General features: G+C 61.0%; 9 protein-coding genes. 3 read left to right on the top strand and 6 right to left on the bottom strand.

The window, feature by feature from the left end; genetic code table 11:
• Positions 1–41: 41 nt before the first annotated feature.
• Positions 42–1334 carry an amidohydrolase family protein gene (locus ABNT42_RS04245; RefSeq protein WP_348694432.1) on the bottom strand — a complete coding sequence of 431 codons (1293 nt, stop codon included), beginning with the start codon at positions 1332–1334 and terminating at the stop codon, positions 42–44.
• A gap of 204 nt (positions 1335–1538) precedes the next feature.
• Here ABNT42_RS04245 and ABNT42_RS04240 point away from each other — a divergent pair, with 204 nt between their 5' ends.
• Both ABNT42_RS04240 and ABNT42_RS04235 read left to right on the top strand, forming a co-directional pair.
• Complete coding sequence (locus ABNT42_RS04240; RefSeq protein WP_348694430.1) at positions 1539–2183, top strand: SAM-dependent methyltransferase; 645 nt, start codon at positions 1539–1541, stop codon at positions 2181–2183.
• A 20-nt stretch (positions 2184–2203) separates the two neighbouring features.
• Complete coding sequence (locus ABNT42_RS04235) at positions 2204–3325, top strand: ATPase, T2SS/T4P/T4SS family (protein WP_348694427.1); 1122 nt, start codon at positions 2204–2206, stop codon at positions 3323–3325.
• A gap of 33 nt (positions 3326–3358) precedes the next feature.
• Here ABNT42_RS04235 and ABNT42_RS04230 read toward each other — a convergent pair whose 3' ends face one another.
• The 4 genes from ABNT42_RS04230 to ABNT42_RS04215 all read right to left on the bottom strand — a co-directional run bounded on the left by ABNT42_RS04230 (position 3359) and on the right by ABNT42_RS04215 (position 6566).
• Complete coding sequence (locus ABNT42_RS04230; RefSeq protein ID WP_348694424.1) at positions 3359–4648, bottom strand: cytochrome c; 1290 nt, start codon at positions 4646–4648, stop codon at positions 3359–3361.
• 9 nt (positions 4649–4657) lie between these two features.
• Positions 4658–5386 carry a cytochrome c4 gene (locus ABNT42_RS04225; RefSeq protein ID WP_348694421.1) on the bottom strand — a complete coding sequence of 243 codons (729 nt, stop codon included), beginning with the start codon at positions 5384–5386 and terminating at the stop codon, positions 4658–4660.
• 45 nt (positions 5387–5431) lie between these two features.
• Entirely contained in the window at positions 5432–6013 is a 582-nt protein-coding gene (locus tag ABNT42_RS04220; RefSeq protein ID WP_348694418.1) for a 3'-5' exonuclease, read from the bottom strand.
• A gap of 79 nt (positions 6014–6092) precedes the next feature.
• Complete coding sequence (locus ABNT42_RS04215) at positions 6093–6566, bottom strand: ProQ/FINO family protein (RefSeq protein ID WP_348694415.1); 474 nt, start codon at positions 6564–6566, stop codon at positions 6093–6095.
• A gap of 417 nt (positions 6567–6983) precedes the next feature.
• Here ABNT42_RS04215 and rpoD point away from each other — a divergent pair, with 417 nt between their 5' ends.
• Positions 6984–9494 carry an RNA polymerase sigma factor RpoD gene (gene rpoD / locus ABNT42_RS04210; protein WP_348694412.1) on the top strand — a complete coding sequence of 837 codons (2511 nt, stop codon included), beginning with the start codon at positions 6984–6986 and terminating at the stop codon, positions 9492–9494.
• A 190-nt stretch (positions 9495–9684) separates the two neighbouring features.
• Here the strand turns inward: rpoD and ppc are convergent, their stop codons facing one another.
• Complete coding sequence (gene ppc / locus ABNT42_RS04205) at positions 9685–12501, bottom strand: phosphoenolpyruvate carboxylase (protein WP_348694410.1); 2817 nt, start codon at positions 12499–12501, stop codon at positions 9685–9687.
• Between the last annotated feature and the right edge of the window lie 95 nt (positions 12502–12596).

The raw sequence follows: 12596 nt of genomic DNA, 5'->3' as shown, positions 1-12596 counted from the left end.
TGCCCGCAGCGTGGCCGCTGCGGTGTTGCGTTAGCGCCGTGTTATTTGACCACGGCACCACCTTTCATCACCCACTGCACGCGCTCCAGCGTGGTGACGTCTTTCAGCGGATCGCCCTCGACGGCGATCATGTCGGCAAATTTACCCGCTTCGATACTGCCTACGCGGTCAGTCCAGCCCAGTAGTTCGCTGGCGTTCACGGTGGCCGTGCGGATCGCCTGCAGCGGCGTCATGCCCAGTTTTACCAGTACGGCAAATTCACGCCCGTTCAGACCGTGCGGATACACGGCCGCATCGGTACCAAATGCAATCGGCACCCCGGCCTTGATGGCGCGCGCGATGTTCTGCCGTGCCGTTGGCAGCACCACCTTGGCTTTGGCCAGCAGCGGTGCGGGTAGCTTGATGGCTTCCGCGTTGGCAATCAGCCAGTCGCCCAGATACAGGGTGGGCACCAGCCAGGTCTTGTGTTCCTTCATCAGCTTGATGCCTTCATCGTCGATGTAGGAACCGTGTTCGATCGAATCCACGCCGGCCAGCACGGCCAGTTTGATGCCGTCGCCGCCGTGCGCGTGGGCAGCCACCTTGCGGCCTAGCCGGTGCGCGTCGCTGATGATGGCTTTCAGTTCTTCCTGCGTGTACTGGGAAGTGCGCGGATCGTCGCCGAACGACAGCACGCCGCCGGTGGCGCAGATCTTGATCACGTCGGCACCGTATTTGATGATGCGGCGCGTGACCTTGAGCGCTTCTTCCGTGCCATCGGCCACGCCTAGCGAGGTGCTCTTGTATTCGGGCGCATGCATGGTGTCGTCGCAATGGCCGCCCGTAATGCCCATGGCAGGGCCGGAAGCGGCGATACGGGGACCGGGCATTTCGCCATCGTTGATGGCATCGCGCAGGCCGATGTCGGAATAGCCTTCAGCGCCCAGATTGCGCACGGTGGTAAAGCCGGCCTGCAAGGTCAGGCGGGCATTCTTGGCACCCGTCATGGTCATGCGCGGCACGGATTTGGCCACTACGGCATAACCGGCATCCTGCGGATCGCCCGTTAGGTGGGTATGCATGTCGATCAGACCGGGCAGCACAGTCTTGTTGCCCAGATCGATGATTTGCGCACCGGCTGGAATTGCCAGCTTGCTGCCAGCCGCCGTGATGCGCTCGCCATCGATGAGGATCACGGCGCCATCGATCATCGTGCCGCTGCGTACATCGAGCATGTGCGCCGCCTTGACGGCGGTAACAGCAGCGCTGGCGTGGCTGCCAAGACCGAGACCGAGGCCCAGCAGGGCCAGACTGAGGGTGCTGAGCTTGGCCCAGCGTGGGTAGTCGAGTTTCAAGTCATTCTCCCCTGAGGTGGTGATGGTTTTGCCCGTACTGCGGCATGCGGCTAGGGTAACTGTCCGGCCTGTACTGCGCCATCAAATTGTTGATGTTTGTGCCAGCCGTGCCGATCTACAACAGCAGGCGGGGGCGGGCGATGCGGTATGATGCGCGCTTGAAACAAACTACCGACGCTGCACCGCAGCAGAAACTGGACTCACATGCTGATCATCACCATTAAACAGGGCAAGGAAAAGAGCTTGCTGGCCGGCGACCCGTGGATATATCCCACCGCCATCGAACGGGTGGATGGCAAGCCGCAGGAAAAATCCAAGCCGGGCTCGACGGCCATCGTGCAATCGTCCTCGCGCCAGTTCATCGGCCGTGCGGCTTATAACGCCCATTCGCAGATCCGCGCCCGCATGTGGAGCTACAAGGAAGACGAGCCGATCGACCATGCCATGATCAAGCGGCGCGTCAAGGCCGCCGTGACCAAGCGTCTGCCGGCGCTGATTGCGGCCGGCCCGAACGCGTTGCTGCCGCTGGTGCTGGGCGATGATGATGGCCTGTCCGGCCTGCTCGTGCATAGCTGGGGCGGTAAGGAAGGGTATCTGATCTGCCAGTTTAATTCCGGCGGCGTGGAAGCGTGGAAAGTGGCCATCGTGCAGGCGCTGCTGGCCGAGACGGGTTGCCCGAATGTGTACCAGCGTTCGGACGAGCTGATACGCAAGGGCGAAGGCTTGCCGGTGATCTCGCGCGTGCTGGCCGGTGAAGAACCGCCAGATCATGTATTGGTGATTGAGGGCAATCAGCGTTACAGTATGGATCTGTGCACGGGATTCAAATTCCCGAAACTGCGTAGCTAATCACGGAGAACCTTGAGCTGATGGACCAATACCAATCGTCGCAAATTCGTACCCTGACCTATATCGAAAACGAAGATCATCCCGTGTTCGGTACCCTGGTCGAACAGATCCTCCACCTGCTCAACACCAAGCTGATTTTCAGCGACATCCTGATCCACCAGAACAGCCCGCTGCTGCTGCGCCAGCCTAGCGGGCTGGTGGCCGTGACGGATTCGCCCATCACGCGCGAAGAGTTGCAGGAGTTTTTCGAAGTGGTCGAGCCTAACTGGGCCGAACGCATACAGGACCGGGCGTTCGATCGCGCGGTGGATCTGCATACGGCGCGTATCCGCGCCAACTGTTTCAGTTTTCAGGGCAAGAAGCGGCTCGGCTGCGTGATTCGTCGCTTCCCGCGCGAGCCTATGCCGCTGGCGCAACTGGGCTTGCGTCAGGCCGAGCAGAACTTCGCCAAGCTGACCAGCGGGCTGGTGCTGATTATCGGCGATACCTGTCAGGGCAAGTCGACCACCATCGCGGCCATGCTGGACGAGATCAACAAGCACCGTTCGGGCCACATCATCACCATCGAAGATCCGGTGGAAACCCTGATTCCGCAGCGCCAGTGCGTGATTACCCAGCGCGAAGTGGGCTATGACGGCGACGTGGAAAGCTTCTATCTGGGCGCGCTGGACGCGCTGCGCGAACGTCCCGATGTGATCGTGATCGGTGAAATCCGCGACGCCCAGACGGCGCAGGAAGCGCTGGCGCTGGCCGAATCGGGCCCGCTGGTGCTGGCTTCGCTGCACGCGCGTTCTACCGAACTGGGCTTGCAGAAGATGTTGCGTCTGCTCGGTAATAGCGAACCGCAGGCACAGGCGCTGGCCCATGCGCTGCGCGGCGTGCTGTGTCAGGCGCTGCTGCCCTCCGTCGAAGGTGAGCGCTACTATCTGGCCACGGAATGCCTGACCTCGAATCCGGACGTGGTGAACATGATTGCCGGCGGCCAGATCGCGGCCTTGCGTGGCTGGATGGAGAGCAAGCCGCAGGAAGGCTGCCACACCATGAACGACTCGCTGCGCAAACTGCTGGCGGCAGGCAGGGTGCGGATCGAAGATGCGCGCAATGCCACCACCGATCGGTTGGGTTTCGCTGCGCAGACCTGAGCGGCCGGACTAGGCTAGCCAGCCTAGTCCAGCCTAGTCCAGTGGAATGCTACGGTACTGATTGACGTCGCTGGCGCTGACAGGGCTGGCCTGATTGCCCCAGCTGGTCCGCACATAGGTCAGCACCTGCGCCACTTCTACATCGCTGAGCACAGGCCCGAATGGCGGCATGCTGTACGGGCGCGGGTTGCCGCCCGTGGCTGGCGCAAAGCCGCCATTGAGCACCATGCGGATAGGGTTGACGGTCTGCTCCATCGTCAGCGCGCGGTTGCCGGCCAGTGCAGGGTAGGCGGGCGCCTGCCCCTGTCCTGTGCTGCCATGACAGTCAGCGCAATGCTGGCGATACAGTTTTTCTCCCGCCGCCAGAAACGCTGGCAACACCACACTGGTATCGCCAGTTGGCGGTGCGGCCTTGCTACTGACGGGCAGTGACTGCAGATACTGCGCCATAGCGTGCAGATCCGTCTCGTCCAGATGTTGCAGGCTACGGCTGACCACTTCTGCCATCGGCCCGCTCACGCTGGCATGGGCTGGGGCGTTGACGCCGGTTTTCAGCAACTGCACGATCTGTTGCTGCGGCCAGTGCTGCAAGCCCGCTTCATGCGCGGCGGTCAGCGAGGGCGCATACCAGCCCTGCATGGGCAGCAGTGCGCCGGCCAGTGTCTCGCCTTCGCTGGCGCCCAGCCAGTTGCGCGGGCTATGGCAGGCACTGCAATGCGCCGGCCCCTGTACCAGATAAGCGCCCCGGTTCCATTCCACGGATTTGCTGGCATCGGCTCGGTACACGCCAGGGCGGAAATACAGCGCACGCCAGCCGGCTAGCAGTAATTGCTGGTTGTAGGGGAAGCGTAGCTGGTGCGGCAGGTTGCTGGCGCTGGCCGGCGCCAGCGATTGCAGATAGGCATACAGTGCATCGCTGTCCTCGCGCGGCATACGCGTGTAGTTGGTATAGGGGAAGGCCGGATACAACAAACGGCCGTCCTTGCTGACGCCGTGGTGCAAGGCGCGCCAGAAATCGTCGGCGCTCCAGTTGCCGATGCCGTGCTCGCGGTCGGGTGTGATGTTAGGTGTATGCATGGCGCCGAACGGTGTGGCCAGTAGACGCCCGCCCGCATAGGGCGCACCGCCCCGTGCCGTATGGCAGGCCATGCAGTCTGCCGCCAGTGCTAGATAGGCGCCACGGCTGCGCTGCTGCTCGGCACTGAATGCCCCCGTGCGCGCAGGCGGGCCGGCATCGTCGCGACTGGCCAGTGCCAGCCAGCCGGCTAGCAGCAGAAGTAGTGTCAGTAAAGCAAGCAGGGCGAGAAGCAGGCGGTGGCGCATACGCAATACCTAGGGCTGGGTGACGCTGGCCGGCATGCTGCCACAGGCTAGCGGCAATGGGCGGGCAGGGCGGTCGGCCGGATGAGCATCAGCGGCCACGGGCTGGCGGCTCAGCCACTGGGAAATGGCGGCCACGTCGCTGCCTGACAGGCGCTGGGCAATCTCGGCCATGCAATCGGGTGCGGCGGCGCGGCGCGTGTGGTTGCGCCATGCGCCGAACTGGGCATTGATGTAGTCAGCCGGCAGGCCCAGCAGGCCGGGAATGGCCGGCTGCACCCCGCCCAGGCTGGCGCCATGACAGGCCGTGCAGGCTGGGATTTTGCGTTCCACATCGCCATGCTCTACCAGCATCTGCCCGCGTGCCAGCTGGGCTTGCGTGGGGCTGGCGTTCTGGCCGCTCAGTGGCGGGTAGTTCGGTGTCAGGCGCGCAAAATACTCGGCCATCTCGGCCAGATAGGCATCGCTCTGGTGCGCCACCATATAGGTCATCAGCGGGTAGTTGCGCCGGCCTTCGCGGAAATTCAGTAGCTGGTTATACAGATAGCCGGCCGGCTTGCCAGCGATGCGGGGGAAATAGGCGTCGCGCTTTTCTTCTCTGGCGTGGCAGCTGATGCAGGCGGCGAGGCGCTGCGCCAGCGTATCGGGCACGCTGGCAGCGCGGACAGGCAGGTGGCCGCCGATCAGTAAGACCAGCAGTGCAGCAAGGCGCAGGGTAGGGAGTAGCGGTAATGAAACCATGCTTCAAGGATACCAGAAGCATGGCAGCCAGTGCGCAGCCGGGATTTATGCAGCAGGCAGAACGGGCTTGGGGAATTTGATCGGCTTGACGGGCGGCAGTTTCATGCCGATGGCTTTGACGTGCAGATACACGCGTAGCGCTACTTGCGCATCATCGGCCGCGTACAGAATCTGCTTTTCGTTCAGGTGCGGCAAAGCCCAGTTGGTGACGGAAATCTTTTTGGATTTCTGCAGGGTCTGGCCGAAGAACTTGGCCACGGCCGTCTTGGCACCCAGATCATTCTTCTGGCCCGGTTCGCGCAATGCTACCGACAGGTCGATGATGCCGCCGCAGCGGATCTCCAGTTTGGCAAACAGGCGCTTCACATCGTCGGACAGGCCAAATCCGATCTTCAGTGGTGCCGCCGGTTCCAGTATGGCTTTCAGAATCGCCAGCATGGCGTCGGCCGTGTGGCTGCCGATCTGGAACAGATAGGCATGCTCGCTGGTGGCGAACTGGATCAGATGGGGGCCGGTCGACACTTCGCCCTTGGTGAAGGTGGGCTTGGATTCCGTATCGAAGCCTATGGCCGCGCAGGCCAGCAAGGCATCGCGCGCCGCCATGGCCTGCTCAAGCGAGCTGATCATGGTAACGGCGCTGATGTGTATGCCGGGGTAGGGCGGTAATTCTGCGGCCTCGGCGGCCGCTGGCAGTGCCTGCTCCAACTTAGCCTTTGCGCGAGAATTTCGCGGCCAGCTGGCTCAGTTTTTCTGCGTGTACGCGCGCCGCTTCGGCTGCCGCAGCAGCGTCACGTTCGGCTTTCTTGCGTTCGGCTTCTTTCTTGTGGCGTTCTTTCAGCACTTGCGTCGCATGGGCGCGGTGCTCGTCGGTCACTGCAGCGCCCGCTTTGCCATCGAGGTCGTGACGTTGCTTGGCCTTTTCCATCACTTTCAGATAGCGCAGCGAACCCGTGTGGATGCCCAGCGCAGCGCGCATGGTTTTGCGGTCCAGTTCAGGCATGGCTGCCAGCACCTGTTTATCGATACCGATGGACAGGGGCAGGAAATCACGGAAAGCGGGGTATTGGGTCTGCAAGTGCTTGAGCAGGCTGCGCGGGGTATAGGCCGCTTTGGCCGGCGTGGTGGCTGGCGTCTCGGCCGACATGTCAGCTTGTGGCGTTGGGGTAGTGCTAGTGTTCATCGACTTCGTAATTTAAAGCAAGAAGCGGGAGCATATCATGGGCACTAGGGGAATGCAGTGCATTTTGGTTCATGATAGTAAATTGACCACGATCGCGGCGCACGGCAGAGGCATGACAAGTATGGGCGCACAGGTGCGCGCAGACCCTAAACCGTGTATAATAGCCGACGCACTAAATGCAGCACAGTGCGATTCAGTTTGGTACAGGATGCGATTTGAACGATTATTTTGCCCTCTCCCTAATCTTCACTGAAAAGAGAAATCAGCCCGTAGCAGGACGCGGGCTTTTTTTATTCCGTTAGTTATTCCGTTAGAACCTCGTCAGCAAACTACAACACCCGCTGTCAGCGCTCCGGTGTACCGGTAGCGCCAGCCATGGCAATGTAATTTCTGGCGTAAGCGCAAGAGAGATTTTTAATGACGAAAACGCCGAAAACTTTGACGCTGGCCGGTAAAGCCGCCCGCTCCAGCTCCGCGACGCTGGTAGTGCCGAAAACGACTTTATCTTATGTGATCGATAATGCGCAAGAGGCAGCGAGTAAAGTAACGGTGGTCAAGAAGAAAACTCGTCTGAGCGCTGCGGCTGAAGCGGCTAACCTCGATGCCGTAGCAAGCGCCCCAGTGGCGGCTAGCAGCGATGCGCCCGTCAAAGCCGTGCGCGTTAGCCGCAAGGCGGCAGTAGTGACGGCCGCTGCTGCGGCCGAAGGTGAAGCGGCGGCACCGGCTGCCGCACCGGCAGTGACCGTTAAAGCCAAATCCAAACTGGTGAAAGCTGCCAAAGCCGAACCGGCACCCGTGATCATCACCACGGCTGGTCCTGCTGTGAGTCAGGTAACCGATGCGGCCACGCTGGCCTCGATCGATACCTCGGGCTATCTGCTGCCTAGCGTAAAAGTGCCGGGTCGCCGTGGCCGCAAGCCATCCGAATTCACGCCGGAAAACGATGAAGTCGCTGCACTGAATGCCGTGGAACGCGCCGAACTGAAAGCCGTTTCCAAGGCACGCGAGCGCAAGGCCAAGGGCGCTGCCGATCTGATGGGCATGGACCCTAAGAGCTCGGCCGAAGATCTGGAACGTCGGCGCAACCAGATCAAGAACCTGATCAACATGGGTAAGGAGCGCGGCTTCCTGACCTATGCCGAGATCAATGACCAACTGCCGGAAAATATTATCGATCCGGAAGCCATCGAAGGCATCATCGCGACCTTCAACGACATGGGCATCGCCATCTATGAGCGCGCGCCCGATGCGGAATCGTTGCTGCTGAGCGACAGTGTGGCCACCGTCACGTCGGACGACGAAGTGGAAGCGGCGGCTGCTACTGCGCTGTCCACCGTGGATTCGGACTTCGGCCGTACCACCGATCCGGTGCGTATGTATATGCGTGAAATGGGCGCCGTGGCGCTGCTGACCCGCGAAGGCGAGATCGAGATCGCCAAGCGTATCGAAGGCGGCCTGAAAGACATGATACAGGCGATTTCGGCTTGCCCGACCACCATCGCGGAAATCATCGCGCTGGCCCGCAAGATCGAAGCGGACGAACTGAAAGTGGACGAAGTGGTCGATGGTTTTGTTGATCTCAACGAAGCCAATGCCGCACCGGCCAGCGCTGCTGCGACCACTGTTGCAGGTGACGAGGACGAAGAAGAGGAAGAAGAAGTCGAGGAGGAAGAAGGCGACGCCGGTGGCGGCGCAGCAGGCTTCTCGACCGAACAGCTGGCGCAGCTGAAAAAATCGGCGCTGGAAAAGTTCGAGCTGATCTCGGCCCAGTACGACAAGATGCGCAAAGCTTCCGGTGGCTATGGCTCGAAAGGCTATATGGCAGCACAGGAAGCCATTTCGGCGGAACTGCTGGGCATCCGCTTTACCGCCAAAGTGGTAGAGAAGCTGTGCGACACCCTGCGTGGCCAGATGGAAGAAGTGCGCCACATCGAGCGCGCCGTGCTGGAGCTGTGCGTAAATAAGTGCGGCATGCCACGCGCCCACTTCATCAAGGTCTTCCCCGGCAATGAGTGCGATCTGGACTGGGTGGATGGCGAAGTCGACAGCGGCTATCCGTACAGCGCGATTCTGGGCCGTAACGTGCCAGCCGTAAAAGAACTGCAGAAAAAGATGATCGACCTGCAAGCCCGCGTGGCGCTGCCGCTGGCGGATCTGCGCAAGATCAACAAGCAGATGGCTGCTGGCGAGAAGCGTGCCCGTCAGGCCAAGCGCGAAATGACGGTGGCCAACTTGCGTCTGGTGATCTCCATCGCCAAGAAATACATCAACCGTGGTCTGCAATTCCTTGATCTGATCCAGGAAGGCAACATCGGTCTGCTCAAAGCCGTGGACAAGTTCGAATACCGTCGCGGCTACAAGTTCTCGACCTATGCCACGTGGTGGATCCGTCAGGCGATTACCCGTTCCATCGCCGACATGGCGCGGACCATCCGCGTGCCGGTGCACATGATCGAAACCATCAACAAGATGAACCGTATCTCGCGCCAGATCATGCAGGAAACGGGTAGCGAGCCGGATCTGGCCACCTTGGCCGTGAAGATGGAAATGCCGGAAAACAAAGTGCGTGAAATCATGAAGATCGCCAAAGAGCCGATCTCGATGGAAACGCCGATGGGTGAAGACGGTGATTCGCAGCTTGGCGACTTCATCGAAGACAACACCACGCTGGCCCCGCTGGACGCCGCGCTGCACGCCTCGATGCGTAACGTCATCAAAGAAGTGCTGGATTCGCTGACCCCGCGCGAAGCCAAAGTGCTGCGTATGCGCTACGGTGTCGAGATGTCGAACGACCACACGCTGGAAGAAGTGGGCAAGCAATTCGACGTCACGCGTGAGCGCATCCGTCAGATCGAAGCCAAGGCCATGAGCAAGCTGCGTCAACCTTCGCGCTCGGACAAGCTGAAAACCTTCCTGACCCAGAACTAAGCGTCAGTCAGATTGCAGCGAAAAAAAAGGACAGCCCAGCAGGCTGTCCTTTTTTACTTTGGGGTCAGGTCGGGCAATGTGTCGGTGTCAGGTCGGGCACTGGTGCAATCCTTGAGAATTCTCAAGAAACGACACCTTGCCCGACCTGACCCCTGCACTTTGCCCGACCTGACCCAGGGGTTGGCTTAGCTTAGCCGGTGTTGCGCAGACCGGCGGCGACGCCGTTGATGGACAGGTGGATGCCGCGGTGGACGCGTGCATCAGCCTTGCCCGGTTCGCTTGACAGCGCACGGTGACGCTTGATCAGTTCAACCTGCAAGTGGTTGAGCGGATCGAGGTAGGCGAAGCGGTTCTGGATCGAACGCGCCAGCAGCGGATTGCCTGCCAGTCGTTCGGTCGCCCCCGTGATGCTCTGCAGGATGGTCAGCGTGTTGGCATGTTCTTCCGTGATGCGGTTGAAGATGCGCTCGCGCAGTTCCTTGTCCTGCACCAGTTCGGCATAGCGCGAGGCGATGGCGAGGTCGGTCTTGGCCAGCACCATGTCCATGTTGGACAGCAGGGTGGCGAAGAACGGCCACTGGCGGAACATGGCTTGCAGCTGCGCCAGACGCTCGGCCTGATCGCCTTCCGCCACCCACGCGCCGATAGCGCTACCGAAACCGTACCAGCCCGGCAGCAGCAAGCGGCACTGGCCCCACGAGAAGCCCCATGGAATCGCGCGCAAGTCTTCGATGCGCTTGGTCGATTTGCGCGAAGCAGGACGCGAGCCCAGATTCAGTTCGGCGATTTCAGCGATCGGCGTGGCCGAGAAGAAGTAGTCGGTGAAGCCCGGGGTTTCATATACGAGATTGCGATAGGCCTTGTAGGCGCGGTCGGAAATCTCGGCCATGATGGCTTCGAACTGGCGTAGCTGCTGTACCTGTGCAGCGTCCTCGGTGGCAGGCATCAGGCTCGCTTCCAGCGTCGCCGCTACCAGCAGTTCCAGATTACGCCGGCCGATGTCCTTGTTGGAGAACTTCGACGCAATGATCTCGCCCTGTTCGGTCAGACGGATCTGGCCATTCACGGTGCCATGCGGCTGGGCCAGAATAGCTTCGTAGCTCGGACCACCACCGCGGCCTACCGTGCCGCCACGGCCGTGGAACAGGCGCAGCTTGACGCCAGCTTTTTCGAACACTTTGACCAGATGGGTCTCCGCTTTGTACAGCTCCCAGTTGGAGGTGAGGAAACCGCCATCCTTGTTGGAGTCCGAGTAGCCCAGCATGACTTCCTGAATCTGGCCCTGCTTGGCGATCAGTGCTTTCACCAGCGGGATCGCCATCACGGCTTCCATGATGCCGGCCGCGCGTTGCAGGTCGGGGATGGTTTCGAACAGCGGAATCACCATCAGGTCGAGTTCCTGTTCGGCGATGCGCAGCAAGCCCATTTCCTTTTGCAGCAGCAGCACTTCCAGCAGGTCGGACACGGTTTCCGTGTGCGAGATGATGTAGTTGCGGATGGCGCGCGCGCCGTAGCGGGCACGGATTTCACGCGCGGCGCGCAGCACGCCCAGCTCCGAATCGGTTTCGGCCGAGTAGCTGATGTACGGCGAGTACAGCAGGCGCGGCTGGGCCAGTTCGCTCAGCAGGAAAGCCACTTTGGCGTCTTCGTCGAGTGCCGAGTAGTCGGCCTGTGCCCCCGCTTTGGCCATCATTTCGGCCAGCACGCGTTCGTGAATGTCGGACGACTGGCGCATATCCAGCGATGCGAGGTGGAAGCCGAAGATGTCTGCGGCGCGCTTCAAGGTGGACAGGCGTGGCTGTACCAGCACGGCGCCATGGTTGGCGTTGAGCGAGTCGATCAGCAGCTGCAGGTCGGCGCCGAATTCGGCCGCGTTGGCATATGGCTCGGCGTGACCGACTTCCTTGCGCAGGATGTTGGTGGCGCCCAGCGCACGTGCGGTGCTGGCCAGACGGGCGTAGATGCCGATCAGGGCGCGGCGATACGGTTCGTCGGCGCGGTGGTCGGACGTGTCGGGCGAACGGTCGGCCAGTGCTTGCAGTTCGGGGCTGCAGGCGATCATCAGGGTCGAGACGGACAGTTCCGAACCCAGCGCGTGGGCTTCTTCCAGATAGAAGTCGAGAATGGTGGTGGCCTGACGCGTCAGCGCGTGTTCCATGGTGCTGCCGTTGACATTCGGGTTGCCGTCACGGTCGCCGCCGATCCAGCTGCCCATCTGCACATATGGTGCATCCACGGCCTGACGCTCGCCGTAATGGCTGGCGATATCGGCTTCGATGTCGTCGTACAGGCCCGGCAGTTCGCGCAGGAAGGTAATGCGGTAGTAGGACAGGGCGTTTTCGATTTCGTCGGCCACGGTCAGCTTGGAGTAGCGCAGCATGCGGGTCTGCCACAGGGTGGCAATGCGGGCCCGCAGCAGGTGCAGATTGGCCGCCTGTTCCTTCGGCGTCAGCGGCAGATCGCGCTCGGCCAGCAGGCGGGCGATGTCGTGTTCCGCATCAAGAATCGACTTGCGCTGGACTTCCGTCGGGTGAGCCGTCAGCACGGGCGAAATTAGCGCTTGCTGGAAGAATTCGCCCACGGTTTCAGCGGGGACACCGGCTTTTTTCAGCTTATCCAGCGCAAAGATAACGCTACCTTGCTGGGCCGCAGAACCGGCCAGCAGGTGTGCGCGGCGGCGCCGGATGTGATGTTGATCTTCGGCAATATTGGCCAGATGGGAGAAATAGGAAAACGCCCGTACCACGGAAATCGTCTGTTCGCGGGTCAGGATCTTGAGCATGCCGTCCAGTTCCTTGGCGGCGCCGGCATCGGCCTCGCGGCGGAAGCGCACTGCGGTCTGACGGATGGTTTCGACCACGGCGTAGACTTCTTCGCCTTCCTGGTCACGCAGTACATCGCCCAGCAGGCGACCTAACAAACGTATGTCTTCTTTAAGTGGAGCATCCTTGTCTGGATTTACTTCTACGCGTGGTGTTTCGTCGTTTGCACTAAATTGTTTTGCCATGTGATAAGCCGCAAAGATATGAAATGTCGGTGCAAAGGCTTGTGGCCCGGTTCTGCAAGAAGGTGAGCATGCTAGAATTTGTGGTCCTTAACATG

Origin of the sequence: Duganella fentianensis (assembly GCF_964031615.1) — a bacterium.
In the GTDB taxonomy this organism is placed as follows: domain Bacteria; phylum Pseudomonadota; class Gammaproteobacteria; order Burkholderiales; family Burkholderiaceae_D; genus Rugamonas; species Rugamonas fentianensis_A.
Note: the sequence above shows the minus strand (reverse complement) of the source record. Positions and strands in the feature narration are given on the sequence as shown.